The 24,912-nt window shown below is 59.0% G+C and carries 30 protein-coding genes and 2 tRNA genes; 26 read left to right on the top strand and 6 right to left on the bottom strand.

Annotated features, from left to right (window positions below):
• The first annotated feature begins 49 nt into the window (after positions 1-49).
• The 15 genes from ACFFP0_RS25415 (at position 50) to gp17 (ending at position 11,034) form a co-directional block, all read left to right on the top strand.
• Positions 50-1,303 (top strand): phage portal protein, encoded by a 1,254-nt coding sequence (locus tag ACFFP0_RS25415; protein WP_377265011.1) that lies wholly within the window; start codon positions 50-52, stop codon positions 1,301-1,303.
• A complete protein-coding gene (locus ACFFP0_RS25410; protein WP_377265010.1) occupies positions 1,296-2,360 on the top strand; it encodes a phage major capsid protein in 1,065 nt (354 codons plus the stop codon). Before ACFFP0_RS25415 ends, ACFFP0_RS25410 begins: the two co-directional genes overlap by 8 nt.
• 15 nt (positions 2,361-2,375) lie before the next feature.
• Positions 2,376-2,807, top strand: a complete 432-nt coding sequence (locus ACFFP0_RS25405; RefSeq protein WP_377265009.1) for a hypothetical protein — start codon at positions 2,376-2,378, stop codon at positions 2,805-2,807.
• Between the two features lie 97 nt (positions 2,808-2,904).
• The gene (locus ACFFP0_RS25400) at positions 2,905-3,285 is read left to right on the top strand and encodes a hypothetical protein (protein ID WP_377265008.1); all 381 of its coding nucleotides are present in this window, start codon (positions 2,905-2,907) and stop codon (positions 3,283-3,285) included.
• Positions 3,286-3,293: 8 nt separating this feature from the next.
• Positions 3,294-3,653, top strand: coding sequence for an HNH endonuclease signature motif containing protein (locus ACFFP0_RS25395; RefSeq protein ID WP_377265007.1), 360 nt, complete (start codon positions 3,294-3,296; stop codon positions 3,651-3,653).
• Between the two features lie 90 nt (positions 3,654-3,743).
• Positions 3,744-4,058: a head-tail connector protein gene (locus tag ACFFP0_RS25390; RefSeq protein ID WP_377265006.1), complete on the top strand. Its 315-nt coding sequence runs from the start codon at positions 3,744-3,746 to the stop codon at positions 4,056-4,058.
• On the top strand, positions 4,058-4,495 hold the full coding sequence (locus tag ACFFP0_RS25385; protein WP_377265005.1) for an HK97-gp10 family putative phage morphogenesis protein: 438 nt from the start codon (positions 4,058-4,060) through the stop codon (positions 4,493-4,495). The genes ACFFP0_RS25390 and ACFFP0_RS25385 overlap by 1 nt, the downstream gene beginning before the upstream one ends.
• Positions 4,492-4,908: a gp17 family tail completion protein gene (locus tag ACFFP0_RS25380; RefSeq protein WP_377265004.1), complete on the top strand. Its 417-nt coding sequence runs from the start codon at positions 4,492-4,494 to the stop codon at positions 4,906-4,908. Before ACFFP0_RS25385 ends, ACFFP0_RS25380 begins: the two co-directional genes overlap by 4 nt.
• Positions 4,905-5,252 (top strand): phage head completion protein, encoded by a 348-nt coding sequence (locus ACFFP0_RS25375; RefSeq protein WP_377265003.1) that lies wholly within the window; start codon positions 4,905-4,907, stop codon positions 5,250-5,252. The genes ACFFP0_RS25380 and ACFFP0_RS25375 overlap by 4 nt, the downstream gene beginning before the upstream one ends.
• The gene (locus ACFFP0_RS25370) at positions 5,252-5,659 is read left to right on the top strand and encodes a phage terminase small subunit P27 family (protein WP_377265002.1); all 408 of its coding nucleotides are present in this window, start codon (positions 5,252-5,254) and stop codon (positions 5,657-5,659) included. The genes ACFFP0_RS25375 and ACFFP0_RS25370 overlap by 1 nt, the downstream gene beginning before the upstream one ends.
• Entirely contained in the window at positions 5,631-7,280 is a 1,650-nt protein-coding gene (locus ACFFP0_RS25365) for a terminase large subunit (protein WP_377265001.1), read from the top strand. The genes ACFFP0_RS25370 and ACFFP0_RS25365 overlap by 29 nt, the downstream gene beginning before the upstream one ends.
• Entirely contained in the window at positions 7,273-9,519 is a 2,247-nt protein-coding gene (locus tag ACFFP0_RS25360) for a tape measure protein (RefSeq protein ID WP_377265000.1), read from the top strand. The genes ACFFP0_RS25365 and ACFFP0_RS25360 overlap by 8 nt, the downstream gene beginning before the upstream one ends.
• Positions 9,516-10,217, top strand: a complete 702-nt coding sequence (locus ACFFP0_RS25355) for a hypothetical protein (protein ID WP_377264999.1) — start codon at positions 9,516-9,518, stop codon at positions 10,215-10,217. Before ACFFP0_RS25360 ends, ACFFP0_RS25355 begins: the two co-directional genes overlap by 4 nt.
• Positions 10,214-10,633 carry a hypothetical protein gene (locus ACFFP0_RS25350; protein ID WP_377264998.1) on the top strand — a complete coding sequence of 140 codons (420 nt, stop codon included), beginning with the start codon at positions 10,214-10,216 and terminating at the stop codon, positions 10,631-10,633. The genes ACFFP0_RS25355 and ACFFP0_RS25350 overlap by 4 nt, the downstream gene beginning before the upstream one ends.
• Entirely contained in the window at positions 10,630-11,034 is a 405-nt protein-coding gene (gene gp17, locus ACFFP0_RS25345; RefSeq protein WP_377264997.1) for a tail completion protein gp17, read from the top strand. Before ACFFP0_RS25350 ends, gp17 begins: the two co-directional genes overlap by 4 nt.
• Here the strand turns inward: gp17 and ACFFP0_RS25340 are convergent.
• Positions 11,028-11,246 (bottom strand): hypothetical protein, encoded by a 219-nt coding sequence (locus ACFFP0_RS25340; RefSeq protein WP_377264996.1) that lies wholly within the window; start codon positions 11,244-11,246, stop codon positions 11,028-11,030. The genes gp17 and ACFFP0_RS25340 overlap by 7 nt on opposite strands.
• 167 nt (positions 11,247-11,413) lie before the next feature.
• Between ACFFP0_RS25340 and ACFFP0_RS25335 the strand changes: the two genes are divergently transcribed.
• Both ACFFP0_RS25335 and ACFFP0_RS25330 read left to right on the top strand, forming a co-directional pair.
• Positions 11,414-11,731: a twin-arginine translocation signal domain-containing protein gene (locus ACFFP0_RS25335; protein WP_377264995.1), complete on the top strand. Its 318-nt coding sequence runs from the start codon at positions 11,414-11,416 to the stop codon at positions 11,729-11,731.
• Positions 11,728-11,958, top strand: a complete 231-nt coding sequence (locus tag ACFFP0_RS25330) for a hypothetical protein (protein ID WP_377264994.1) — start codon at positions 11,728-11,730, stop codon at positions 11,956-11,958. The genes ACFFP0_RS25335 and ACFFP0_RS25330 overlap by 4 nt, the downstream gene beginning before the upstream one ends.
• A 95-nt stretch (positions 11,959-12,053) precedes the next feature.
• On the opposite strand, the gene ACFFP0_RS25325 is transcribed toward ACFFP0_RS25330, so the two are convergent.
• The 3 genes from ACFFP0_RS25325 to ACFFP0_RS25315 all read right to left on the bottom strand — a co-directional run bounded on the left by ACFFP0_RS25325 (position 12,054) and on the right by ACFFP0_RS25315 (position 13,939).
• The gene (locus ACFFP0_RS25325) at positions 12,054-12,293 is read right to left on the bottom strand and encodes a hypothetical protein (RefSeq protein WP_377264993.1); all 240 of its coding nucleotides are present in this window, start codon (positions 12,291-12,293) and stop codon (positions 12,054-12,056) included.
• Positions 12,294-12,371: 78 nt separating this feature from the next.
• Complete coding sequence (locus ACFFP0_RS25320) at positions 12,372-13,694, bottom strand: DUF6538 domain-containing protein (RefSeq protein WP_377264992.1); 1,323 nt, start codon at positions 13,692-13,694, stop codon at positions 12,372-12,374.
• 170 nt (positions 13,695-13,864) lie between these two features.
• Positions 13,865-13,939, bottom strand: a tRNA-Asn gene (locus ACFFP0_RS25315).
• A 192-nt stretch (positions 13,940-14,131) separates the two neighbouring features.
• Between ACFFP0_RS25315 and ACFFP0_RS25310 the strand changes: the two genes are divergently transcribed.
• The gene (locus ACFFP0_RS25310) at positions 14,132-14,401 is read left to right on the top strand and encodes a hypothetical protein (RefSeq protein ID WP_377264991.1); all 270 of its coding nucleotides are present in this window, start codon (positions 14,132-14,134) and stop codon (positions 14,399-14,401) included.
• Positions 14,402-14,420: 19 nt separating this feature from the next.
• On the opposite strand, the gene ACFFP0_RS25305 is transcribed toward ACFFP0_RS25310, so the two are convergent.
• Entirely contained in the window at positions 14,421-15,068 is a 648-nt protein-coding gene (locus ACFFP0_RS25305; RefSeq protein ID WP_377264990.1) for an exopolysaccharide biosynthesis protein, read from the bottom strand.
• A 788-nt stretch (positions 15,069-15,856) separates the two neighbouring features.
• Complete coding sequence (locus tag ACFFP0_RS25300) at positions 15,857-16,252, bottom strand: DUF982 domain-containing protein (RefSeq protein WP_377264989.1); 396 nt, start codon at positions 16,250-16,252, stop codon at positions 15,857-15,859.
• A gap of 34 nt (positions 16,253-16,286) precedes the next feature.
• Between ACFFP0_RS25300 and ACFFP0_RS25295 the strand changes: the two genes are divergently transcribed.
• The 8 genes from ACFFP0_RS25295 (at position 16,287) to exoR (ending at position 24,889) form a co-directional block, all read left to right on the top strand.
• The gene (locus ACFFP0_RS25295) at positions 16,287-16,583 is read left to right on the top strand and encodes a KTSC domain-containing protein (RefSeq protein ID WP_377264988.1); all 297 of its coding nucleotides are present in this window, start codon (positions 16,287-16,289) and stop codon (positions 16,581-16,583) included.
• Between the two features lie 151 nt (positions 16,584-16,734).
• Positions 16,735-16,808 (top strand) — tRNA-Cys (locus tag ACFFP0_RS25290).
• A gap of 175 nt (positions 16,809-16,983) precedes the next feature.
• On the top strand, positions 16,984-17,181 hold the full coding sequence (locus ACFFP0_RS25285; protein WP_377264987.1) for a hypothetical protein: 198 nt from the start codon (positions 16,984-16,986) through the stop codon (positions 17,179-17,181).
• A gap of 140 nt (positions 17,182-17,321) precedes the next feature.
• Positions 17,322-17,975 (top strand): protein-L-isoaspartate O-methyltransferase family protein, encoded by a 654-nt coding sequence (locus ACFFP0_RS25280; RefSeq protein WP_377264986.1) that lies wholly within the window; start codon positions 17,322-17,324, stop codon positions 17,973-17,975.
• Between the two features lie 248 nt (positions 17,976-18,223).
• Entirely contained in the window at positions 18,224-19,057 is an 834-nt protein-coding gene (locus ACFFP0_RS25275) for a PopZ family protein (protein ID WP_377264984.1), read from the top strand.
• A gap of 121 nt (positions 19,058-19,178) precedes the next feature.
• Entirely contained in the window at positions 19,179-22,010 is a 2,832-nt protein-coding gene (locus tag ACFFP0_RS25270) for a valine--tRNA ligase (RefSeq protein ID WP_377264983.1), read from the top strand.
• A gap of 371 nt (positions 22,011-22,381) precedes the next feature.
• Positions 22,382-23,611 (top strand): OmpP1/FadL family transporter, encoded by a 1,230-nt coding sequence (locus ACFFP0_RS25265; RefSeq protein WP_377264982.1) that lies wholly within the window; start codon positions 22,382-22,384, stop codon positions 23,609-23,611.
• A gap of 483 nt (positions 23,612-24,094) precedes the next feature.
• Positions 24,095-24,889: an exopolysaccharide production regulator ExoR gene (gene exoR, locus ACFFP0_RS25260; RefSeq protein WP_377264981.1), complete on the top strand. Its 795-nt coding sequence runs from the start codon at positions 24,095-24,097 to the stop codon at positions 24,887-24,889.
• Positions 24,890-24,912: the final 23 nt, after the last annotated feature.

Genomic DNA, 24,912 nt, shown 5'->3' with positions numbered 1-24,912 from the left:
GCTTCCTGATCGCCATCTTTGTCACATCATCTTTTACGGATGTGACCCCATGGCCCTTTGGACCCGAAAGCGCGAATCTCAGCCCGAGTCGGCACAAGCCGAAGCGCGGCATTTCCTGATTGCCAACGGGCAGGTTCGTTCGCTCGCCGACCCGGAAGACTGGTTGCGCGAGTTGTTCGGTGTCGCGCTGATCGACGGTATCCCCACCGGCGACCACGCTGCCAAGTGGTATAGCGCCAGCGCCGCCGCAATCCGATTGATTGCCACCAGCGTTGCAGAGTGCCCCGTTCATGCCTTCCGCAATGTCGGTGACGGCAAGGACCGGAACAAGGAGCGCCTTCGCGACCATCCGATTGAGACGCTTTTCAATGGGTATCCGAACCCATGGCAGCTTGCCCCCGGCTTCCTCCGTAAGATGACGGAGACATGCCTATTAGAAGGCAACGCCTTCGCCAGGATCGTTCGGGTTCGCGGCGTTCCGCGTGAGATTCACCAGATCGCAAACGGTGCGGTCAAGGTCGAGGTCGACGAGTGGACTTCCGAACCGCGCTACGTCGTCTCAAAGAAGGGCGGCGGTTCCGAAACCCTGTCCTACCGCGATATCCTTCGCCTCGAATCCCCGACCGGCGACGCCCCTGCCAAGCAGGCGGCTAAGGCCATCCATCTTGGCCTCACGATTGAGAAGGCGACGTCCGAACTCTTCCGTAATGGCGGTCAGCCAGTCGGCATTCTCAGCGTCAAGGGCAAGCTCACCGCAAAGTCATCTCAAGACGTTCTGGAAGCATGGAAGCTACAGCGTACCGAGAATCCAGGCGGTGCCTCCGTCCTTGGCGAAGATGCGAAGTGGACACCTATTACCTTCAGCAGTGTTGACGCGCAGACGCTTGAGCTTCGCAAGAATCAGGTGATCGATGTTCTACGGTTCTTTGGTATCTCTCCGACGCTTGCAGGCGAACTTGCAGATGCAAGCCTCAACAATTCTGAATCTCTTGGAAAGCAGTATTTGGCTTTCACCCTCGGCCCTTGGCTTTCTGCTTGGGTAGACGCGATCAGCGTTCCCCTCATCGATCCAGAGGACCGGACTTCCGTCTACGTCGAATTCGAGACCGCCGCCGTCACATCCGGCGACTTCAAAAGCGTTTCGGAAGGCTTGAAGAACTTGGCCGGTGGACCGGTCCTGACCCCGAATGACGCCCGCGCCCGCCTCAATCTGCCTCGTATCGATGGCGGTGACAAACTCTATCCGGTTGCGGGCGCGTCCCCGAAGGCGACCGGGAACAACAACGGAGACAGCAATGCCTAAACCCCTCGACAAACGACTTGAGGACTTGGATACCACTATCGACATGCTTGAGAAAGCCATGGAGAAGGCGCTTGATGATGCCGAAATCAGGGCGCAGCGCCCGACCGGCCAGCAGCGCCAGGAACCGACCGCTGAACAGCGCGCATTCGGCACCTATCTGCGCCTTGGCAACCAAACGCCGGAAACCGAAACCCGTGCCTTGACCGTATCGTCGGACCCGCAGGGCGGCTATCTGGCACCGGAAGAGATGTCGAGCGAGTTCATCCGAAACCTTGTCGAGTTCTCTCCGATCCGTCGATATGCATCTGTCCGCACGACCGGGGCACCCTCGGTAAAGTACCCGAAACGTACCGGTATCGGTAATGCGATGTGGGAAGGCGAAACCGAGGAATCGCAAGAATCGAACGTCACGTTTGGGATGCTGGAGGTTCCGATTCACGGAATCCGCACATTCGTTGATATCAGCAACGAATTGCTTGCGGACTCTCACGGCCAGGCAGAGGCAGAGGTTCGTCTCGCTCTTGCCGAAGATTTCGGCCAGAAGGAGGCGGTTGCGTTCGTCAATGGCTCCGGTGTGAAGCAGCCTGAAGGTCTCATGACCAACCCCGATATCGGCTTCACCGTCAACGGCCATGCCACGAACCTGAGCGCGGACAAGCTTATTGACCTGCTCTATGCACTGCCCGCCGCCTACCGCAACGCTCCCGGTGCAGCATGGGCTATGAACGGCACCACGCTTGCAGCGGTGCGGAAGCTCAAGGACGGTCAGCAGAACTATCTTTGGCAGCCCGCCTATGTCGCCGGTCAGCCGGAAACCATTCTGGGCAAGCCGGTTGTCGAAATGGTGGATATGCCGGACATCGGTGACGGCAATTTCCCGATCATCTTCGGTGACTTCAGCGCCTACCGCATCGTGGATCGTCTTTCCCTGAGCATCCTTTCCGACCCGTACACCCAGGCACGCAGGGGCGTCACCCGCATCCATGCGACTCGAAGAACATCGGGCCGCGTCCTTCAGGGCGCTCGCTTCCGCAAGCTCAAAACGTCTGCCGCGTAACAGGAGAAACGTACAATGCGCGATCTAGTCTCGAACATTGGCCTGGTTACGGCCATCGCCCCGGCGGCACTCGACGCCGACAACACGCCGGCTGTGATCGATTTGCTTGGCTTCAATAGCGCCGTCGTTGCCATCGAAGTCGGTGTCGGCGGCATCACCTTCACCAGTTCCAATAAGGTTGAATTCAAGTTGTCGCATAGCGATGACGACGACACCTATGATGCGGTGACGATCGACGACGTTCAAGGCGTTGAAACTGTCGGTACGGGCGGCATCATCTACGCCCTTACCGCAGCCCATGCCGCCGCGACGGTGACAAAGGTCGGATACATCGGCAACCGCCGATATCTGAAATTGCTTGCCGATTTCTCCGGGACGCACGGCAGCCCGACGCCGATCTCCGCCATTGTCATCAAGGGCAATCCGGCCGTCGCTCCGGTTGCCTAACCAGAATTGCCGGGGCTTCCGCCAGATTCACCCGGCAATCCGCCCCTTGCGCCGCCGGCAATACGGCGTGAGGGGCACCTCTCACATGGATCTCAATATGACCGACAAAGTTAAGATCAGACGCAATTCTGGAACAACCCATGAATCTGATGGTCTTGTTTCGATCGAGGAGCTGATGCCGGCCGTTGGTACGAATTGCGTGTATCACCCGGAAAGCGCGGTCACCCTCTCCGACAATCATCAGGGGCGCTTGGTAATCCTCACCGGCGAATGTGAAGTGACCATCCCCGCTGACCTGCGCCCCGGCTTCTCTTGCGGATGGGCGCAAGCATCAGAGGATGCAATCACCTTCGTCGCAGGTGATGGCGTCACCATCCGTTCCTTTGGAGGTTCCGATACATCTGGTGGTCAGTACGCTCTTGGTGGCATCGCTCGAATGCCAGACGGAGAGTTCTGGCTTTATGGTCAATTGCAGTGAGGTCGGAGATGCCATCACTCGCACCCCGACTTTGCCAATGTGGCCGCCCTGTCCCGGCAGGGAAGCGGTGCGTCTGCAAGGCGGAAGCCACAGTCCAATATGACCGCCAGCGTGGTAGCGCGGACAAGCGTGGATACGATAACGCATGGCGTCTCTTCCGCATGGACCGCCTTGCCGCCAATCCTTGGTGCCAGTCGCCAGGATGCGCCAATCGGTCAAAGGAAGTTCACCACATCCAATCGGTACGTGATCGGCCTGACCTCCGCCTCGATTGGCAAAACACCATCTGCCTTTGCAAGCCCTGCCATTCCCGCATCACGGCGACGACGCAGGGCTTTGCCCGGAACAAAAGGGGATCGAAACCATGACCCCTGGGTATGCGCAGACAATGGGAGGGCGCTCCATGACCGCCGCCAAGCACAAAAAAACACTGCCCGCCGAAATGGGAAAACTGAAAAATGGCTGAGATTTCAATAGCGGAGGCCGACGTCTGGGACGCCCTTCAGGTCGATTTGGCCGAAGACGGTAGCAGCCCGCCGCAGCTCGTTCCGGTGGACAGAGCCTTCATCCGAACGCTGATCGAGGCGGCGGAAGAGCGTATCGAGGGCTATGTGGATCAAGAACTTTCCGAATTCGAGGACGGCATTCCGTCATCGATCCAGCGAGCTGTGATCCTTGACGTTTTGGTCCACTATCGGAACCGCCTGGCGCCGGAAATGCCCGACGAATATTTCGCGCTGATCGCCAATCACCGTGTTTGGGGTTTCGGCTGATGGGCGTGAAGATACAGGGGCTTGAAGCCCTCCGAGCCAAGCTGAAGGCTATGCCGGAAGCCATCAAAGCAGAGGTGCGGGCATCGCTGGTCCAATCTGCAAACGAGATCGCCGATACCGCCCGCGCGCTGGCGCCTGTTGATGACGGTGATCTCAAGGATTCCATCGTTGTTACCGAACCGGAAAAGCTGACGCCGCTCTATTCGTCAGGCGGCTCGCACAAGGTCGGTGACATGGCCGTGGCCGTCACGGCTGGGAACTCCGCTGTCCGCTACGCCGCACCTGTCGAGTTCGGCCACGACGGCGACGGCAAGCCCGACGGAGCTGCGCCACGTCCGTTTTTCTGGCCCGCCTACAGGTCGAAGAAGAAGCGCATCCGCAACCGTACCGCAAGGGCCATCAACAAGGCCGCCAAGAAGATATGGAGCGGGAAATGACAGTCTTCAGCGCAATCGAAAAACCGCTCCGCACGCTTGGCCATGACCGTCTGCCGATGCCGACCATGAATACGGCCGTCGATGCTGTCGCATATTTGACCAAGCTCCATCTCACCATCGGCAAAGGTGTCGCCCCGTTCGTCTTCGGCCGCGTCTGGAATGCACATGAGGTTCCGAAGAATCCCGCATGGCCCTTCATCGTCATCGCCGATGCCAAGAAGGAATACGGCGCGGTCTCCATCACAATCGAGGCGTGGGGGCGATGGACACCTGAGACGACCGCGATTGCGGACGCCATAAAGCACGCCCTTCCGGCCTCATTCGAGCATGTCTCGACTGGTTTCCAGCGTCCTGGTAACAGCACGGCCGGCTCCGCCGTCGCATCCATCACGTTCAGGCGGGAGATCGGATGATGCCGCTTGATCCGGGAAAGATGCTAGACCGAATCCGCCTGCAGAAGGCTGGTGAATACGACCCGTGGCTTGGCCAAACGTATGAGACGATCGGAGAGTTCTGGACGGAGTTCCGCCCTGCCTCTGGTCGCGAATTCCGAGATGGCAGTGTCATCATCGGTGAGGAACGCGCCACATTCGCCGTCAACTATCGCGAGGGCCTCCGCCAGGTTGATCGCATCGTCCATCTCGGTCGCGGCGGCGGCCGGGTGTGGGACATCAAGTCGGTTGCACCCTTCGGCTTCAAGGATGGCCTTCTGCTGATGGCTGTCGCCAATGACAGCGTACCTCCGGAGGCCGTGTAATGCGCGGACGCAAGCCTTTCGTCATCGTCAGCGACAACGATCACCCGGTACGCTCGCCCCGCGCTCCGGCCACCCTTGGCGACGTCGGTAAGGCGGAGTGGCGTAAGGTGGTTCCGGCGCTTGCTGCTTCGGGTGTCCTCACCGAAGAGATGAAAACCATCCTCACCTTGTATTGCGAGGCGGTGGAAGGAGCGAGCGATTGCGCAAAAATTCTCCGCAAGGAAGGTCGTATTGTCCATCGTCGCGGGCAGCCACCAAGGGCGCATCCCGCCGTTCGCCAACATCTACAGTACCAGGCGATGGCGCTCCGCTACGCTGAATCCCTCGGTATCACCGCAACGGCGAAGGCTAGACAGTCTAAGAACAAAGAGGGAACGAATGGTTCCGTTGCCTCAGTATTTGACTGATCTAAACAGCCCGATTCCTGATCCTCTTGGCCTCGGTCAAAAGGCGGTCGATTTCGTTTCGAGCCTTCTTCTGGAAGGTGACGAGCCGTTCGACCTGCATCCGGTCCAGGAGCGGATTCTGCGCTATGTCTTCGGCAACGTCGATCCGAACGGCAACCGCTATATCGAAACCCTTTATCTGCACCTGCCATCCGGACAGGCGAAATCGACCTTGGCGGCGGCAATCGCCTTCATGATGCTCAGCCACGTCGATTTCCGTATCCCGAACGGTCAGATCGTGGTTGCGGCAGCGACGAAGCAGCAGGCGCGGGCCACAGCCTTCGGAATGGTGGAGAACTTCATCAAAAGGGAGTTCGCCAAGCCGATATGGGACCATGAGCCGAAAGCGATGGAATCCCGCTTCAAGATCGTGTCGAACGCGGTGGAGCAATCCATCGAACATATCGCCAGCGGCTCCACCCTCAAGGTCCTTTCCCGCGCACCGGAATCTCAGGAAGGGCTTTCGGTCTATCTTTTGATCGCGGAAGAAACCCATGCGTGGAACCGTCCGCGCCTATGGCCGGTGCTACGCAAATCGCAGGCAAAGGTCCGCAAAACCTCGCCCTTGACCGTTGTCGCCACCACGGCCGGCGTTGGCCATGGCGGCGTCGGCTTCGATCTCTATTCGCAAGCCAAGGATATTGCCACCGGGAAAGTGAAGAACGAATCCTGGTGCCCGGTCATCTATGAGGCAGACAAGGACGACGATTGGCACGACGAATCCGTTTGGCACCGCGTTAACTTTGCGCTCGGTTCGTTCAAGCGGTTATCGACGCTTCGGAACCTGTTTCTGGAGGCAAAGACCAGTGTCACCGCCCGGAGAGAATTCGAGCGGTATCATCTTAATATTTGGCACGACGGCACGCTTGATCCCTGGATCACTCGGGAGGCTTATGCTCAAGGCGCTGAGAAATTCGACATTGATGATGTTCGTTACCTGCCTTGCTTCATAGGTGTCGATGCCGGTGCCGTATCGGACTTGACCGCCGTTGTCGCCGTCTTCCATGACGTCGACGCCCGGACCTTCTACGCGGTCCCGTATATATGGTGTCCCGCTGAATCCATCGTGAAGCGATCGGAAGAAGAAGGCGTGCCTTATGCAGAATGGGCGGCGAATGGCTTCATCGAAGAGACCGAAGGCGCTTCCATTGATGAGGATGTTATCGAACAAAAGCTAATCGAGCTTTGTGACCAGTTCGATGTACACGGCATCGGCTTCGATCCCTACAATCTCAAGAAAATGATGGGCCGTCTTTTGGACGCTGGCCTTCCAGTGATCGAGATCGCGCAGCGATACAGCCATATGTCGCCTGCCATGAAGGGCACGGAAAAGGCGGTCATCGACGGTCGCTTCATCCACGGGGATCATCCGGTCCTGAAGTGGAACTTCATGAATGTGCCGGTCCCGAAGCCCGATCCGAATGGCAACATCAAGCCTTCTAAATCGCAATCACGCTCTTTGAAGATCGACGGCGCGGTAGCGTCGATGATGGCGGTGTACCTAGCCACGGTGGCGGAAGAGCACGGCTATCTATCAGCCGAGATGATCGTAGGAAATCAGGAGATCGCCGCCAATGGCTGACGATGCCAACACAGGCTTGTTGCTCACGCTCGAAGCCAGGACCGCTGCCTTTGAAAAGGCACTGGTCCGGGTTGAGAAGAACACGGCCAAGACCTTCAACACGGTCAAGGATTCGGCCAACCGCAGCGTTGCGCAGTTCGAACAGACCATGGCGAGGACGGCGAAGTTCGAAGCTGCTTTCTCCCGCATGGACCGGGGCTTTGCCAATTTCGGCCGATCGCTGCTTCCATCCCTTGGTGCCATCAGCGCCGCATTGTCCGCTCGTGAGGTCTTGGCCTACGCGGACGCTTGGACTTCGGCGAAAAACAGTCTTGCTGTCGCAGGTGTCACCGGAGAGAGACAGGCCAAAATCCTCGACCAACTCTATCAGTCGGCGCAAGCGAATGCGACGCCGCTTTCCGCCATGGCCGATCTCTATGGCAAGGCCGCGCAAGCGTCCGACAATCTCGGTGCTAGTCAGCAGGATCTATTGAAATTCAGCGATGGTGTTGCCGTCGCTCTCCGTGTCGCCGGCTCCTCCGCAGGTCAGGCATCCGGTGCCTTGACCCAGCTCGGGCAGCTTCTTGGTTCTGCCAGAGTTCAAGCAGAGGAATTCAACAGCGTCAACGACGGTGCCCGCCCCATCTTGATCGCCGTTGCCAACGGACTCGATAAGGCAGGCGGTTCCGTCAACAAGCTGAAGCAACTGGTCAACGACGGTGAGGTTTCCGGCCGGCAGTTCTTCGAAGCCTTCTTGAAAGGCTTGCCTTCTATCCAGTCCATGGCCGCGAATGCGACCCAGACAATCGACCAAGGCGTCACGAAGGTCTCTAACGCCTTCCTGAAATACATCGGCCAGACAGATGAATCGCTCGGTGCTTCGCAACGGCTGGTGCAGGGCCTCAACGCCCTTGCGGATAATTTTGACCAGACAGCGGACGTAACGTTGCAGCTTGCGTCCGTCCTTGCCGGTGCCCTTGTCGGCCGCAGCATCGCGGGTATGCTTTCCGCCATCCCGCAGGCTGCTTCCGCCGTCGTCGCGCTCGTGACGGCGATGCGAGCTGGAACGCTCACAGCGGCTGGTTTCACCGCTGCACTTGGGCCGATTGGTCTTATAGCCGGCGCTGCCACCGCCGCATACCTGGCTTTCAATAACTGGGAAGGCGCCATTGACGACGCCACCCGTGCCCTTGCCGATCAGGCGGGCAGCGGTGCTGCCATCGAAGGAATGATCGCCGACGTCGCCAAGGCGCAGAAGGCATATCAGGACGCCATTGCGAACACGGCGAACACTCAGACGGAAGCCAGCAAGAGCATTGTCGCGGATACCCTCAAAGAATTCAATGCGAAACGCTCCCTTCTGGAATTGGAGTTGAAACGCCAGCGAGCATTGATTGCCGTGCAGCAGGCCGAACTCGGGCAGAAGGGGGCGGCCCTGAAAGCCGAAGTCGGAAGCAGCGTCTTCACGCGGAACAGCGCTGTTGAACGCGGCTATGGTGATGCTAACCGCGATTATGTCCGCCTTCCCGACGATATCACCGGCTTGGAAAAGACTCAGGCCGTCATCGATGCCAGCCCGATCACTGCCGAGATTCAGAAGATCCGGGCTGAGATGTCCCTGACAGAAATCAGCGCCGGCAAGCTTGAAGAAGCGTTGAACACCACCTTCGGCGATAGCGAGGGCGGTGGGGGCGTCAAGCCTTCGGACAGCGGCTCCGGATCGGGCAAAGGCAAGGGTGGCAAAGGCTCCCGCCTGGATGAATATGAACGGCTATCGAAGCGGATTGCTGAGGCCACCGCCGCGACGATCGCAGAGACGCAGGCGCAAGAGGCGCTGAATCCGACCGTTGAAGACTATGGCTATGCCGTCCTGAAGGCGAGGACGGAGCACGAGCTTTTGAACGCAGCCATGGAAGCCGGCAGGACGATCACGCCGGAACTGCGGAAAGAGATCGAGTCGACGGCGGAAGCCTATGCCAAGACGGAAGCCAATGCGGCTCGCCTGCACGATACTCAGGATGCACTACGCCAATCGGCAGAGGAATGGGCAGGCACCGCCAAGGATGCCACGAAGGGCTTCATTGACGATCTTCGCAACGGGAAGTCTGCCGCCGAAGCCTTGGGTAACGTCTTGGACAGAGTTACCGACAAGCTCATCGATATGGCGCTTGATGGCCTCTTCAGCGTCGGCAAGACCGGCGGCGGAGGCGGTGCCGGCGGTGAAATCTTCTCCCTCAATTTATGGAGTGAAACAGCATGACCCTCGCATATTCGCTGGTCCATAGCGACTGCGTGCAGATCCTTTCCGATGCCGCGCATTACCTCCCGGACGGCACGCTGGTCGATATCCAGCAGAAGGTTCACACCTCGCCATTTATCCCACTCGCGGTGATCTCCGTTGGCAGCAGCGCGGTGGGCAAGGCTGTGTGCGAAGGCATTGTCGAACTCAGCGAGATAGGCTCATTCGACATGACGATTTCCTTGGCGGCACAGGTGGTCGAACGGCTGAAAGGCCATGTGCCAACCGGCCATGATTTCATGCTTATAATCTCCGGCATCTCCGAGAATCGTGGCCCCAGCCATTTCGTTGCTTTCACGAAGCCGCCCTACGATGCGCCGGCCTACACACTTTTTCATCCAGGCACGCCGGACATCGGCAGCGGTGCCATCATCAATCCCGACGACATTGCCGCCATGGGAGTTACACCTCAGATGGCACAAGCCGCCGGCCGCGACTTCCTGAGACTTTATGGAGCCGTGTTCGCCGAACATATGCGCCGGAAGAAGATGCAGAACTGGATGGCTCCGGAAAAGCCTCCACTCCACGGTATTGGCGGCTTCCTCGAATTGACTACCGTCACTACGAACGGCTGCGAAACTGAACGGTTGAAGACTTGGACCGAAGACAGGATCGGCCAAAAGATCAACCCCGTTTCCATGGAGGTCGTGGCGGCATGAACATCGTTGAGAAGATAAAGACCATGATCGGAATCACGGAAGAAAACCCGGCGCCAACCGTTACCAGCATCTTCCATGTCCCGATGTCAGAGGTCGCTCCCGGCGCATATGTCCACATGGACATCGACGCCCTAGCGCAGTTGGAGCGAGATTTTGGCGAGGACTATTGGACGATCCTTTCTGCCGGATTCCAGAAGCCTTCGCCACTCATCATTAGCCGTTGCCTGGCGGTATGCTTGAAGGGCGCTGAACCGGATGGAGCGCCGTGGGGCCTGACATTGGAACAGCTTGGCACCCGGCTTTTCGACGCGCAGATACGCGTCCTGAAGGGCATCCCCCTGGAAGAAGCCATCATGGCCGTGAAGCAGCATGAGCGGAACATAGCGGTGCAGAATGAAAAGGAGCCGCTCGCATGAGCGCCATTTCCATTGTCCGCGCTGTCCTGACAGCGAATGCGCCGGTAACGACAATGGTTGCCAGCCGCATATATCCAATCGAACTTCCGCAGACGGGACCATTGCCCGCTATCGTGCTGCATCTGTCGCGGGAGGTTGATGGAAGGCATTTGCAAGGTCAGGATCAATACCCAGTCGCCGATTTCATCACCGATGCCTGCGGTGAATCTTATGCCGTTGCCGATGCTGTAGGCGAAGCGGTAAAGACTTGCCTACGTGATTATAGGGGAACTATTGCCGGCCATCAGGTTGACTATGTTCTTACCGACGATCTCGACTTCTTTGACAGGGGACAGAGCGGAACCATCTGGCGAAGGCGGCAGGGTTTCACGATGAGATACCGATCCTCAAGTGGTCAATGATCCGGGCTTGCCATTCCAATTCTAACGTTTCTCGCAAAAAGCCAGAACGAAGTTACCAGTGTCGTTATGGTCTCATGCTGATCCTGATCAAGACCGTCGGTATCGATTAATGCCGTCACCTCTTCGCCGATTTCATCAATTGCAATAGAGCCGTTAGCAACGCGGCCGGCGACCTCCAATGCAATCCTGATAACGTCAATTTCAATAGTCATAAGTTGGCTTTCTATTCCTTGAGATGCTGAGGCAAAAACACTGAAATTCTTTTCTATGGTCAGAACATTGACCGCCGAATGATCTTGGCGGACGATTCTTAGGCGCGACGGAAAGGTGTTGGCCCACTTTTCCGCCGCTAACCGAAACCGATCATAGGGGATCGATCATGGCTAATGATGCCAATACCACACGTAGAAATGTCCTGAAACTGATCCCGGCGGCGGCCACTGCTGCCGCCGTACCTGCCGTTGCCATGGCAGCGCCACCGCAGCCGATGAACCCCGCCGACGCGATGCAGTTTCATGCGCGAGAACTGTTCCAGGCGGCAGGGACACTGGGGCATAGCCAGTTCATTTTCGTCATGCCTCGTTACAACGGAGAGGTGTGGATGAGCGTCGGATACTATCGCGACGGTGAAGATCCAAACGCGGAAGGAACAAGGTCCAGCAACTATCTTATAAAGGTTGAGGGAGTGAGCGCGTGAACACCAACGTTCGAACCGAAGCAGAGCGCGATGGCGATCTCGAAACCTGCCTTAACGACACCCGCCGACTGATCGCCGCAGCCTTTTCGCTTCTCGGTGACGCCTTGGAAGGCAACCCGAGGGAAACGCGGAACTTCAACGTCGAAGAATTCGACGTCGTCTACACCGTCCTTGAAAAGGCCAAGGAAGAAATGGGGAAGACGATGATGGCATTCAGCGACAGGTGATGTCAGCCCCGCCAATCGGGGCACTCTAGGAGAATAACCGACGCGGCCGCTCCCTTCAACGGGGGCGGCTTTTTCCGTGACGCTGGAAAAAGAATCTAGCTCTCTGGAAAGCCTATTATTCCCCGCTTGAGGTAGGGATCTTCTGGTTTCCCTCTAGCGATAGCCTCTACCATCGAAATCGCTTCGACGACTTTCAATAGCTTATTCAGCAACTCGTGGTCGACAGGTCCATCCTCGTGGTATGTCAGGTCATGTAGAAGTTGCTTTCGCTCCTTCATAAGAAGCGGGATCGCCGCCTTCGCATATTCCATCTCCGATTCGTCATCCAATGACATCTTCCCCCTCCCTCAGTTGCGCGGTTCATCCGCTGCAACTACTCTTGTTTATGCTTGCACCGATTGCAAGGGCAGGGATCACTGGGGCCAATTGAACTTGATGCCGTCCAGGAATTCCTGCCGCCGCTTCATCTCCGAGCCATCGCCATAGACGGGCCTGTCGAAGCTATGGCCCATGAGATCGGTTTGCATTCGGTCAGACGCTCCGGCGTTCTCAATCCGTTGCTGGAAGCTGTGCCTTAGGCTGTAGATTGTATGCCGAGTTGTCGGGCGTAGGTCGGAAGACTTGAGCACCTTGTTGATAAGGGCAGAGGCAACGTCTGCTTTATCCTGATAGCGCCGGAAGCCGTTCGGACGCTGCTTCATCGCCCATAGGCTTATGCCCACAAGCGGGATGCGCCGAACTGAATGGCTGGTCTTCTGGCGGCGATCATCGCGTTCGGCGATTTCGATATGCGGAATCTCGTCGTCTAGCTTAATATCTTCCGGACGAAGGTTGCAGACTTCGCCAAGGCGGCAGCCGGTCTCCACCATCGTGTAAACTATAAGGCGTGCATCCTCGTTCATCGCATCCAGTGCGCCTGGGGCGAGAAGCTTCTCCTGAATGAACTCATTGGAGAAGGATTCCCGCTTGCCGAGTTTGGTGGCGTTGGTTTCCTTGATGCGAGCTTGCGTCCATGGCTTCCGATATTCGGTATGGAGCGCCGTGTCGATCGCCGCCAACATGCCGGCGATGTCGGAGAAACTTCGATTAGCCGAATACGCCTTCAGGCCCTCCGATTCGATTTTGCTGGTCCACCAGTCCCTGAAGCGCAGAACGTCCGTCCGCTTGATCGCTGATAGTTCCATGTCGCCAAGAAGGTCTTGTGCATACCGGAGTGCTCGCTCGCGGGATATCTTGTGCTTCGCCATTTGGCCGTGGGACATGCCAAGCAAGCCTGCACGATTATGTTCCTCATACAGAGACCAGATGTCAGATATGCGCGGGGAGGGCGTTGCAGCGGTCCCCATGACCGCGTGGACGATGGTGCTAGACCTGTCTATGTGTTGCTGCGCTATAGCGACCCGCCGCTCCAATTCCGCGATTGGAAGGTCAGCTACGTCAATCATCGGCTGATAGGTGAAGCCGAGCGATTGCGCCGCCTTCACCGCCGCCCCGTACTGCGCCATGGACGAGGCGTTATCATTGCCGGCCAGCATCGCCCGCCAAAGCTTTTCCGTGGCCCTGTGAATGGTCTCCGCTCGCTCCAAGGCTTCTTTGAGGTTCTTTGTTTTCAGCGATGCCTTGACGTGGGTTCGGCTCTCCAGGTGCTGCACCTCGGTCGGCACACGCCTGTAATAACGGTAGATGCCGCTGGCCTTGTGCTTGATGACGTATTTCTCGATGTCATCCCACCGCATGACGATGCCTTTCGGTTCGGTTAGAAGCCGAAATGTAGACAGAATGTAACCAAAATTGCAAGATCAGGAGATGCCATCGACCTGCTCGCAGCAGTCTGGTTTGGTCATTAAGGTATTGTATTTAAAATGAAAAGGCGCTCTCACATTTTCTGCGAAAGCGCCTTAAAACTTGGCTCCCCGGGCCGGATTCGAACCGGCGACCTGTCGATTAACAGTCGAATGCTCTACCGCTGAGCTACCAGGGATCATCCGCGTCGGTGGCGGCGTGTGCGGCGGGTAATACAAATGCTTTGCCGCTTTGCCAAGCGGTTTTTGAAAAAAAATCGAACTTGCTTGTTTTGTCCCCATTTAAGCCCCATCTGCCCGGCAACCTCGGCCTTTTGAGAGAAGGAAAACCGTTGCCGGTGGCACAGGACCCCAAATCGACGAGATTCGGCATGGACCCGCGAAGCGGCAAGCTCGCGCTCGGAAACTGGCAGATTCCCATGCCGCGTTCGCGGATCGGCCGTATAGGCGTCGGTTTCAGCCTGATGGTAGGCGGCACGCTCGGCTTCCTGCCGGTTCTCGGTTTCTGGATGCTGCCGCTGGGTCTTCTGGTTCTGTCGCACGACCTGTCCTTCGTCCGGCGTCAGCGGCGGCGCACGACGATCTGGTGGGCGAGGCGCCGGGCGCGGAAGGCAGATCGGGCCCAGCGGGGCCGGAAGTGACAGGAGTGCTGCCGGCCGCTCAGCCGAACAGCGACGCGATTCCCTGCCCGGCGCTGAAGGCGGCATAGGCGAGCACGCCGAAATAGGCGACGGTGATGACGTTAAAGAGGTAGCCTCCAAGCACGATCGCGCCATCGCGCTGGATCATGCCCGTCGACAGCAGGAGGATGGCGACGCCCGGCAGGGTGTTGGAGAAGGGCACCAGACCCAGCGGGAACATCAGCAGCACGCCCGCAAAGGTGATCGCTAGGCCGTTCAACCGGTTGACCAGCGCGCCGCTCGTCAGCGAAGACAGGCGCGGCTTCAGGAAGCGATCGAACCGGGAGACGATGTTGATGCCCTTTTCCAGGGCCGGCACCAGCGTTTTCGTCTCAAGCTGGCGATCGAGGATCTTGCGGGGCAGCCAGGGCAGCCGGTTCGCCGTGATCGCGAGGCTGATCAGGATGATGGCGGCGCCGAAGACCGTGCTGACGCCGGGAATGGATACAGGAAGGAGGAAGGGCAGGGAGGCTACGGCGCAGATGAGCAGCAGGCCCTGTTCTCCCACCGCGTCCATGATCTCCCGCAGCGTGATCGATTGCCCCTTGATGCCGTTGACGAGCCGGCGCAACGTGTCGCTCAGCGAGGTGGAAGTATCCCGGAATTCGATGCTTTCGTCCAAGGTCATGCTCCGCACAGTCTCTGTAGGGCCGGATGCATACCAGCATTCGACCGGCGAGCAAAGGCTGTAGCCGACATCCGCAACGATCACGGATATGCGCGAAGTCTCATTCGGTCCTGGTGTCGGGTCCTATTTGGGTTGCACCCAGTGGTCGTAGGCACCGCAGACCAGAACCATCGCAAGGATCGCGAGAACGACCGGATTGATAGCCGTAACGAACTCCAGATATTCCATGGCGGTCTCCTCCTGCCGCATGTTTGCCGCCCGGTGTCTCCCCCACCCGGCAACGGACAAATCATAACATGGTTCCTGCAGTTTTTCTACTTTGGAAGGAGCAGGGTGCCGTAAAGTGCCATTCTTTCAACCGCCGGCATGTTTGGCGGGGCGGGAATGATGGCGGAAATGGGTGTTACCGAAGCAACAGGCCGGATGGCCGGAATCCGGAGATTTCCATCTCGATATCCAACGGCTCAGGCAGGCGGCGGGAATTCGGCTCGCGCGCTTAAAAGAGGGCCATGAACAGATGCCCTACATAGAGGATGCCGGAAATCGAACCGATGGTTGCGCACGCCGCGACGGCGTCTGAGGCGGTAAGCTTCATACTGATCATCGCCGTCATGGCGATCCTTCTCATAAGGATATCGACGGCAACATCGCCGCTATCCGTCATCCTTAATGAGGACTCTTTAATAAAGCGGCCGGTAAGGAGGCTTAACGATCTCTTAAATCGGCAGCGCGGCGGACCTTGCCGCCTTGAGGCGACGGGGCGGCCGGATTGGGACGGGAGTTGCCGGTCAGCCCAGCATTTTGGCTTCTATGCTTGCGAGAACGAAGGTCTCCCTGACCCTCTCCAGGGGAAGCTTGCGCTGCAATCCCGCTGCGCATTCTCTCAACGCCTTGATGTAATAGGTTCCTTCCCGCACCGGCCAGCGCCACCTGAGATATTCGAGAGCCTCCCGGGGGCCGCGGATCGTTTCTGGAAAACCATATCCGACACGTACTCTGACAGGAGAACTCCACAGGACTTCGTCTGTTTCGGTTACGTCATTCATCATTCCATACCCTGCATTGCGGCGGGCAAAACTCATCGGATCGGATTTGGTTCCGCGGTTCTTGGTGAATTTTTCATGAAGGCCGGGATGCCGGACGTTCTCTTCCGTGTCGCAAAACTTGACTGGCGCAGTTTCCAATGCGCAAATGCTGCAGTAGCGAACGGAGGTCGTGATGCAGTGGGTATCCCTGAATGCCAAGCATCTGAAAGCGGCCTCCTATGATGCCGAACGGCAAGAGCTCCTGATCAGGACGTCAAACGGTTCCATCCGCAATCACAGGGGTATCCTGCCGCACATGTTCGAGAACCTCGTCACCTCGAACGATCAGCAGTTCTATTACCGTATCTATATAGCGCCATCGCTCGTGTCCGACCGGCAAGGTGCGGCTTCCATCGCCGGATACCTGCTGAAGATCGGCATGCTGGGAGCAGGCGCGCTGCTGCTGTCAGCACATGGCTTCCTGCTTTAGGATAGTGTTCGCAAAGGCTGGAACCGCCCGCGTGAAGATTCGTTTTTATCCCTTGCAGGAAAAAGATGACGACAATCGAGACGAACCCGCTTGCACCGTCATTCGATTCGTTCTAAACGCCCGACACCACTCGCTCTTCATGCGTTCGGACGGCCTCGTGGCGGAGTGGTTACGCAGAGGACTGCAAATCCTTCTATTCCGGTTCGATTCCGGACGAGGCCTCCAAAACATTCCGGCTTTCCGGATCTCTTTCTTAAATCCGTTTCTTCTTTTCCATCAAGCGTTTACCATGCACGCTTGTGTGCGCCGCAACATGGTTAATTTTTAACTTTCTCGTCCTAGTCTCCGGAACAGAAAGGCCTGTTCATTGCTTTAAGCGCGGAACGGAGGGAAACGCACCATGATCACCAGGATTATCACCGTCCATCGCCAGCCGGCCAACGAGGGTGAAGGCACCGGTACATTCGCCGATGGCATTTTCCCGCTGACCTCCGCAGACCAGTTCGCTTTCGACAAGGGGCATGGTCTCCGGACCTCCTACAGCCAGGACTATCACGTCGCCTCCAGGCTGGCGGAGCCCCCGCCGGCTTACGCCTGATTGTCCCCGCTCGCCGCTGCGGCGCGATGCCCCACGCTTTTTTGCGTCAAGGACGGGCTATGTCTTGAAAGCGTGTCCCGCCGTCAGTAAGACGAACGTGCGTGGGCCGGCAGATGGCCGGGTGATTTGGGACGACTGAGATGATGGATTTCGAAGCAGCACGGACAAAGATGGTCGAAAATCAGGTTCGCACCACCGATGTCACGTCGCATTCGGTATTGCGGGCCTTTTATGCGGTCCCGCGTGAAGCCTTCGTGCCGGAAAAGGCCAAGTCGCTTGCCTATATCGATACCGATATCGAGGTGGCGCCGGGCCGTTATCTGATGGAAGCTTCGCCGTTGGCCAAGCTCCTGCAGCTTGCCGTGATCACCAAGGACGATGCCGTGTTGGAAGTCGGCACCGGCAGCGGTTATGCGACGGCCATCCTGTCCGATCTTGCAGGCTCCGTCGTCTCGGTCGAGGCGGATGGGGCGCTGGCCGCCCAGGCCGGTGAGAAACTGTCTTCGCTGGGCTGTGGCAACGTGACGGTCGTAACTGCCGAGATGGAGAAGGGGTATGCCGCCAAGGCGCCCTACGATCTGATCTTCGTCAACGGTGCGGTCGAGGAAGTGCCGGCGGCACTGCTGGAGCAGCTCCGCGACGGTGGTCGCCTCGTTGCCGTCGTGGGTTATGGCAATGCCGCCAAGGCGAAGGTTCTGGTCCGGGAACAGGGGGTGGTTTCCGAAAGCGACTATTTCAACGCCTCCGTGAAACCGCTGCCGGGCTTCCGCAAGGCGAAGGAATTCGTGTTCTGAAGGCGATGCCATCGGCATTACCGGAAAGGGGCCTTCGGAGGCCCCTTTTGTCGTTCCAGGGCTGTCGAAACATGCCTGTTTGAACCGAGTGTGACTTGAGGGATTCACATCGCCAACAAAACTGTGTATCGGTAGTGCGTCTGGGGCACTTGTCATTGTTTCCAGCCCCCCCAACACCTTAAGGTAACTGCGATTCGGGCGTCTCCTGCGCGGAGCCGAATCGAGTGCCGGTAACAGTGGGGATGAAGATGGCTCAGCCAAATGTAGCGCGTGAACCCTCCATGGAAGAAATCTTGGCGTCCATTCGCCGGATCATTGAGAGCAATGAGCCGAACGCCGAGAACGCGCTCCCCCATCCGTTGCCGCAGGCTTATGGCGACGAGGAAATAGAAGATTCCGAAGAGATGAACTTTGGTCCGGATATGGCAGCCAACGATCCCGGTCTACCCTTGCGCAACGAGCCGGTAAGCTTTGCATCCCCGGGGCTGGCGGCCCAGCAGGGTCAGCAGCCGGAACGCACGCTGTCGCTTGCGGATGTCGCCGCAAGGGTAAGGGCTGCCTCCGCACGCCAGCAGGAGGCGCGCCCTGCCGCGCCCGCGCCTGCGGCGGCGATGCGTTACGAGGAGCCGCAGCTTCCGATGGCGGAATTCCGCGGCGCGCTGCCTGTCGCGGCCGATCCGGTGGAGCAGGCCGCACCTGCCGCCGCCCGGCCGGTGATGGTGCAGCCGGAGCCCGTTCACCAGGCCCTGGCGGCTTTCGAGCCTCCGCGTCCGGCTCCGAGAGCGGAGGCTCCGCTTCGGCAGATGCCGAAACTGGCACCCGAGCCTGCGCCGCAAAGTCTTCCGGCGAAGATCGAGGAAGCTGCGAACCTTCTTTCCGCCGAGGCCGGCGCGCAGGTCGCGAAGTCGTTCAGCGAACTTGCCGCCGTGTTCAACGGTATCGAGCGTCGCTCGCTGGAGGAGATGGCGGGAGACATGCTGCGCCCGATGCTGCAGGAATGGTTGGACGACAACCTGCCGACGCTCGTCGAGCGCCTCGTGCGCGAGGAAATCGAGCGGGTGGCGCGCGGTCCACGCCGCTGATACGCCTCCGGGACTACGGCCAGGACGGCCGCTCCGGCGACGGGGCGGCTTTTTTATTGACTTGGAACACCCCATCCTGTTTACACCGCGATATCCCTGAAGAAGAAAACCGGGTCAGGAAATGCTCGAAAAGACCTATGATTCCGCAGCCGTAGAACCGAAGATCGCAAAAGCGTGGGACGAAGCGGACGCCTTCCGCGCCGGTGCCAATGCAAAACCGGGAGCGGAGACCTTCACGATCGTGATCCCGCCGCCGAACGTGACCGGTTCGCTGCACATGGGCCACGCGCTGAACAACACGCTGCAGGACATCCTGATCCGCTTCGAACGCATGCGCGGCAAGGACGTGCTGTGGCAGCCCGGCATGGACCATGCCGGCATCGCCACCCAGATGGTCGTCGAGCGCCAGTTGATGGAGCGCCAGCTTCCGGGACGGCGCGAGATGGGCCGCGAGGCCTTCGTCGACAGGATCTGGGAATGGAAGGCGGAATCCGGCGGCCTGATCTTCAACCAGCTGAAGCGCCTCGGCGCCTCCTGCGACTGGTCGCGCGAACGCTTCACCATGGACGAGGGGCTCTCCGAAGCCGTCCTTGAAGTTTTCGTCACGCTCTACAAGCAGGGCCTGATCTACAAGGACAAGCGCCTCGTCAACTGGGACCCCAAGCTGCTGACCGCGATTTCCGACATGGAGGTCGAGCAGCTCGAGGTCAACGGCAACCTCTGGCATTTCCGTTATCCGCTGGAGCCGGGCGTCACCTATCAATATCCGGTTGCCTTCGACGAAGAGGGCAAGCCGACGGAATTCGAGACCCGCGACTATATCGTCGTTGCGACGACCCGCCCCGAGACCATGCTGGGCGATACCGGCGTTGCCGTTAACCCCGACGACGAGCGCTACAAGGCGATCATCGGCAAGCACGTCATCCTGCCGATTGTCGGTCGCAAGATCCCGATTGTCGCCGACAGCTACGCCGATCCGGCCGCCGGCACCGGTGCCGTGAAGATCACCCCCGCTCACGACTTCAACGACTTCGAGGTCGGACGGCGTGCGGGCCTGCGCGCCATCAACGTCATGAATGTCGACGGCACCATCGCCATCAAGGACAACGAGGACTTCCTGGAGGGCCTCGATCATCCGGCTGCCCTGCACGGCGCCTGGGATCGTCTCGAAGGGCAGGATCGTTTCTTCGCGCGCAAGGTCATCGTCGAGATTTTCGAAGAGGCCGGCCTGCTCGACAAGATCGAGCCGCACAAGCATATGGTGCCGCACGGCGACCGTGGCGGCGTGCCGATCGAGCCGCGCCTGACCGACCAGTGGTGGGTCGACAACAAGACGCTCGCCCAGCCGGCGATCGCCTCGGTTCGTGAAGGGCGCACCAATTTCGTCCCGAAGAATTGGGAGAATACCTACTTCCAGTGGATGGAGAACATCCAGCCCTGGTGCATTTCCCGCCAGCTCTGGTGGGGTCATCAGATTCCGGCCTGGTATGGCCCGGATGGTCAGGTCTTCGTCGAAAAGACCGAGGAGGAGGCGCTGGAGGCCGCTGTCCAGCACTATCTCTCGCATGAAGGCCCGTGGAAAGCCTGGGTGCAGGAAAAGATCGAGAACTACGAACCGGGTGAGATCCTTGTCCGCGACGAGGACGTGCTCGACACCTGGTTCTCCTCGGCGCTCTGGCCCTTTTCGACGCTCGGCTGGCCGGAGAAGACGAAGGAACTCGCCCGTTATTACCCGACCAGCATTCTGGTCACCGGCTTCGACATCATTCCGTTCTGGGTTGTCCGCATGATGCAGATGGGCCTGCATTTCATGCGGGACAAGGAAGGCAACGGCATCGAGCCCTTCCACACCGTCTATATTCACGCCCTGGTGCGCGACAAGAACGGTCAGAAGATGTCGAAGTCGAAGGGCAACGTCATCGATCCCCTGAGCCTTATCGAGGAATACGGCGCCGATGCGCTCCGTTTCACGCTGGCGATCATGGCCGCGCAGGGCCGCGACGTGAAGCTGGACCCCGCCCGCATCGCCGGCTATCGCAACTTCGGCACCAAACTTTGGAACGCCACGCGTTTTGCCGAGATGAACGGCATGAAGCGGGACCCGGCCTTCAGGCCGGAGGCGGCCAGGCAGACGGTCAACCGCTGGATACTGACCGAGCTTTCGAATGCGGTTCGCGATGTGACCGACGCGCTTGAAGCCTTGCGCTTCAACGATGCGGCGGGCTCGCTCTACCGCTTCGTCTGGAACCAGGTCTGCGACTGGTATCTGGAACTCTTGAAGCCGGTCTTCTCCGGCGAGGACGAGCAGGCGAAGGCGGAAGCCCAGGCCTGCATGGCCTACGTGCTGGAAGAGACCTACAAGCTTCTGCATCCGTTCATGCCGTTCATGACGGAAGAGCTCTGGGCTCATACGGACACCCGCGACAACCTGCTTTGCCATGCGGACTGGCCGGCATCGTCCTTCGTCGACGAGGTCGCCGCCGATGAGATCAACTGGCTGGTCGATCTCGTTTCGGGCCTGCGTTCGGCCCGTGCCGAGATGAATGTCCCGCCGTCGGCGGTCGCGCCGCTGATCGTGGTCGGCGCCAACGAGGTCACGGCATTCCGGATGCGCCGCCATGAGGCTGCCATCCGGCGGCTCGCCCGCGTCGAAAACATCGAGCCCGCCGATGTCGCCCCGAAGGGAGCGGCCCAGATCGTTGTCGGCGAGGCGACGGCCTGCCTGCCGCTTGGCAGTCTGATCGACCTTGCGGCGGAGAAGGCGCGTATCGAAAAGACGATCGCCAAGACGGAAGGCGAGATGGACCGTATCGGCAAGAAGCTGGCGAACGAGAAGTTCGTCGCCAACGCCAACCCCGAAGTGGTTGCGGCCGAGCGGGAGCGTTTCGCCGAGCTCGAAATCCAGATGGCGAATCTCAGGACCGCCTTGTTGCGGGTCTCCGAAGCCGGCTGATCTCAGGTTCGGGACATCGAATCGAATGCCGCGTCCAGGAATGGGCGCGGCATTTGCGTTTCCGGGACAGTGTTCGGGCGCTTCATGCCCGCTATGTGCGGCTGCTCACGGGGAGAAAGCCGGCATGTTGCCGGATTGACACAATTCAATTCCGCAAAGCGAGAAAATTCTACAGGCCCGGGCAAGCAAGACCGTTAAATAGTAATTTAATGCGAGAATCGCCGCCGAGTGTCCGGTTCCAGAGTTTTTTACGTAAATCTGTCACGTTTTTGCACTGCGAGAAGCCCGACAGCCGAAAGTTGTCTTTTGAAAGGGGACATCTACAGTGATTCCGATCACTTACCAGGGAGTGACAGGGAGTGGGAGCAACTATGATAAATAAATACGTGAGGAGGGGGCTTTGGGCGATGGCGGCGGGGTGCGCCCTTCAGTCGCAGGCCCTGGCAGGGGGGCTTGAGCGGGGCGGTTACAATATCGATCTGCTTTTCGATCCCTCGCAGTTCGCAGTCGAATCCACGTCAACTTTCGTGATGCCGCAGCGCAAGCTGAAGAACGTGCGGGATATCTATCCCGCCAACGGCAATCTCAATGCGATCCCGGGATATTCCACTTCGGCGGACGACAGCGAGAACTATTGGTCTCCGCGTATCGGCGTCAAGGCGGCGATCGGCGACGCGGCGGACTGCATGTTCGACTATTCGCAGCCCTATGGAGCCCATACCAATCCGGGCGCGCGCTGGGCGGGCGCAAGCGACAACATGGAGACCAAGGTCAACAGCGACAACTACGCTCTGACTTGCTCCTACCGTTTCGATATGGGGCCGGGGCAGCTCCGCGTCATCGGCGGCGTCAACTATCTGGAGATGGACGGCTTCAAGGAACGTCTGCTGGTGCCGCCGGAGGCGATCGGTTTCGCGGCTTCAGGCGTTGGCCGTCTCGATCTCGAGGGGGACGGCTGGGGCTGGCGGGCCGGTGTGGCGTACGAAATTCCGGAATACGCTCTGCGGGCCAGCTTGATGTACTACAGCGAAGTCAAGCTCAAGGAGGTCACCGGAACGGTCGACCTGACGCAGGTGCCGGCCTTTGTCCACCCGCTTGGGGGGCTCGTCATTCCCGTCGAGGGATCGGCCAGGATGCCCGATGCCGTGGAATTGAAGCTTCAATCGGGCATCGCCCCGGACTGGCTTGCCTTCGGTTCGGTCAAGTGGACGGACTGGAGCCAGTTGCAGCGCATCCCGTTCTACAATAGCGGCGTCGAGATCACCTCTCTCGACCTTGGCTACCGCGACGGCTGGACGATCACCGGCGGTATCGGTCATAAATTCAATGAGCAGTGGAGCGGCGCGGTCAGCGTCACCTGGGACCGCGGCACATCGCAGGAATTCGGTGCCCAGACGGATAGCTGGCTGTTCGGCGCCGGCATTGCCTATTCCCCGAACAAGAACGTCGAGATACGCCTCGGAGGCGTGATCGGCATCCTGACCGGCGGGGATTCCAATGCAACGACGATCGATGGCGTCGCTGCCGGCGACGAGGCGGCCTACGAGTTCGACGACGACCTGGTGGCGGCGCTCTCGACATCGCTCAAAATCAGGTTCTGATCCCAAAGCATTCCGAAGTGAAAGCCCGGCAACTGCCGGGCTTTTTCTGGTGCGTTGAAGAATGATTCATGATGAAGAAGATTAGCCGCTCAAGTTGTGACGATTTCGCAACACTTTTGGGGGACTATTGTCAGGCGTCTTGAGAGGGGGCGTTCTGTCCATTTCCCGCCACAAACGGGGCGCAGCGGTAGAGGGGTAACAGACGCGGACCGCGGGGGCGGGGCGTGCAATTGGAGCATCATGGGCGGGTTTCTTAATGAAAAGCTGGGCTTTTTGGGCACTGGCGGACGGATTCTGATGCCGTTCTGTTTTGCGGCGAAAGCTGCGGCATCGGGTCCAAGTCTTGCCGAAAACGGCACCTACAGTTTCGTTCGTCGCTCGGGAGGAGCAGGCACCGGAAATTCCCGGACGTACCCTTTTCCGGCGGCGGGCAAAACTCGGGCTGCGGTAGGTAACCGCGCGCGGAGTGAAAGAAACTGAAACATGCCGAAGTCTGACATAGTATCCTTGAGAGTATTGCTTCTTGGAATGTCGCTCGCCTCGGTTCTGGCGGGATCGGCTGCGGCTTTTGACATCAAATCGGGTGTTACCAAGGAATCCGGCCCCTTCGACCTCTTTAAATTCGGCTTCAAGGCCTACAAGAACGGCCAGAAGGAAGATGCGGTCGAGGCCTATCGTTACGCTGCCGAGAAGGGCCACACGGGTTCGCGCTGGGCGCTCGCCAACATGTATGCCTATGGCGATGGGGTGGCGAAGGACGATTTCGAAGCCTTCAAGATCTATAACGAGATCGCCGCCCAGGGTGTCGAGCCCGGTTCGGAGGACACCGGCTTCTTCATCAACGCGCTTCTGTCCCTGGCCAACTATTACCGCCGCGGCATTCCCGGCAGCCCGATCAAGCCCGATCTTTCGCAGGCGCGTCAGCTTTATTTCCAGGTCGCGTCGACCTTCGGCGTGGCGGAGGCGCAGTTCCAGCTCGCCAAGATGATGCTTTCGGGCGAGGGCGGCGGCGCCAACATCCAGCAGGCGAAGAAATGGCTGAACCAGGCTCGCCGGAATGGGCATCCCGGCGCTATGGCGGTGTTCGGCAATGTGCTGTTTCAGGAAGGCCAGACGGTGCGCGGCCTTGCCTTCATGACGGCGGCGCTCGACAAATGCGTTCCGAAGGACTGTGTCTGGATGCAGCAGTTGCAGGAGCAGGCCTTCTCCGTGGCCGGCGAAGAGGATCGTCGCGGCGCGGTCGCGCTCTCCCAGCAGTTTGCCCAGGGCGCCGAATAGGCGGCGCTCTCTTTCGCCGGGGG

Source organism: Neorhizobium puerariae, from assembly GCF_042429745.1.
GTDB lineage: Bacteria > Pseudomonadota > Alphaproteobacteria > Rhizobiales > Rhizobiaceae > Neorhizobium > Neorhizobium puerariae.
This window is presented reverse-complemented; position numbering and strand designations above follow the sequence as displayed.

Coding starts and splice junctions, on each gene's coding strand:
- ACFFP0_RS25415 (WP_377265011.1), top strand. CDS start 50: ATGGCCCTTTGGACCCGAAAGCGCGAATCTCAGCCCGAGTCGGCACAA.
- ACFFP0_RS25410 (WP_377265010.1), top strand. CDS start 1,296: ATGCCTAAACCCCTCGACAAACGACTTGAGGACTTGGATACCACTATC.
- ACFFP0_RS25405 (WP_377265009.1), top strand. CDS start 2,376: ATGCGCGATCTAGTCTCGAACATTGGCCTGGTTACGGCCATCGCCCCG.
- ACFFP0_RS25400 (WP_377265008.1), top strand. CDS start 2,905: ATGACCGACAAAGTTAAGATCAGACGCAATTCTGGAACAACCCATGAA.
- ACFFP0_RS25395 (WP_377265007.1), top strand. CDS start 3,294: ATGCCATCACTCGCACCCCGACTTTGCCAATGTGGCCGCCCTGTCCCG.
- ACFFP0_RS25390 (WP_377265006.1), top strand. CDS start 3,744: ATGGCTGAGATTTCAATAGCGGAGGCCGACGTCTGGGACGCCCTTCAG.
- ACFFP0_RS25385 (WP_377265005.1), top strand. CDS start 4,058: ATGGGCGTGAAGATACAGGGGCTTGAAGCCCTCCGAGCCAAGCTGAAG.
- ACFFP0_RS25380 (WP_377265004.1), top strand. CDS start 4,492: ATGACAGTCTTCAGCGCAATCGAAAAACCGCTCCGCACGCTTGGCCAT.
- ACFFP0_RS25375 (WP_377265003.1), top strand. CDS start 4,905: ATGATGCCGCTTGATCCGGGAAAGATGCTAGACCGAATCCGCCTGCAG.
- ACFFP0_RS25370 (WP_377265002.1), top strand. CDS start 5,252: ATGCGCGGACGCAAGCCTTTCGTCATCGTCAGCGACAACGATCACCCG.
- ACFFP0_RS25365 (WP_377265001.1), top strand. CDS start 5,631: ATGGTTCCGTTGCCTCAGTATTTGACTGATCTAAACAGCCCGATTCCT.
- ACFFP0_RS25360 (WP_377265000.1), top strand. CDS start 7,273: ATGGCTGACGATGCCAACACAGGCTTGTTGCTCACGCTCGAAGCCAGG.
- ACFFP0_RS25355 (WP_377264999.1), top strand. CDS start 9,516: ATGACCCTCGCATATTCGCTGGTCCATAGCGACTGCGTGCAGATCCTT.
- ACFFP0_RS25350 (WP_377264998.1), top strand. CDS start 10,214: ATGAACATCGTTGAGAAGATAAAGACCATGATCGGAATCACGGAAGAA.
- gp17 (WP_377264997.1), top strand. CDS start 10,630: ATGAGCGCCATTTCCATTGTCCGCGCTGTCCTGACAGCGAATGCGCCG.
- ACFFP0_RS25340 (WP_377264996.1), bottom strand. CDS start 11,246: ATGACTATTGAAATTGACGTTATCAGGATTGCATTGGAGGTCGCCGGC.
- ACFFP0_RS25335 (WP_377264995.1), top strand. CDS start 11,414: ATGGCTAATGATGCCAATACCACACGTAGAAATGTCCTGAAACTGATC.
- ACFFP0_RS25325 (WP_377264993.1), bottom strand. CDS start 12,293: ATGTCATTGGATGACGAATCGGAGATGGAATATGCGAAGGCGGCGATC.
- ACFFP0_RS25320 (WP_377264992.1), bottom strand. CDS start 13,694: ATGCGGTGGGATGACATCGAGAAATACGTCATCAAGCACAAGGCCAGC.
- ACFFP0_RS25310 (WP_377264991.1), top strand. CDS start 14,132: ATGGACCCGCGAAGCGGCAAGCTCGCGCTCGGAAACTGGCAGATTCCC.
- ACFFP0_RS25305 (WP_377264990.1), bottom strand. CDS start 15,068: ATGACCTTGGACGAAAGCATCGAATTCCGGGATACTTCCACCTCGCTG.
- ACFFP0_RS25295 (WP_377264988.1), top strand. CDS start 16,287: ATGCAGTGGGTATCCCTGAATGCCAAGCATCTGAAAGCGGCCTCCTAT.
- ACFFP0_RS25285 (WP_377264987.1), top strand. CDS start 16,984: ATGATCACCAGGATTATCACCGTCCATCGCCAGCCGGCCAACGAGGGT.
- ACFFP0_RS25280 (WP_377264986.1), top strand. CDS start 17,322: ATGATGGATTTCGAAGCAGCACGGACAAAGATGGTCGAAAATCAGGTT.
- ACFFP0_RS25275 (WP_377264984.1), top strand. CDS start 18,224: ATGGCTCAGCCAAATGTAGCGCGTGAACCCTCCATGGAAGAAATCTTG.
- ACFFP0_RS25270 (WP_377264983.1), top strand. CDS start 19,179: ATGCTCGAAAAGACCTATGATTCCGCAGCCGTAGAACCGAAGATCGCA.
- ACFFP0_RS25265 (WP_377264982.1), top strand. CDS start 22,382: ATGATAAATAAATACGTGAGGAGGGGGCTTTGGGCGATGGCGGCGGGG.
- exoR (WP_377264981.1), top strand. CDS start 24,095: ATGCCGAAGTCTGACATAGTATCCTTGAGAGTATTGCTTCTTGGAATG.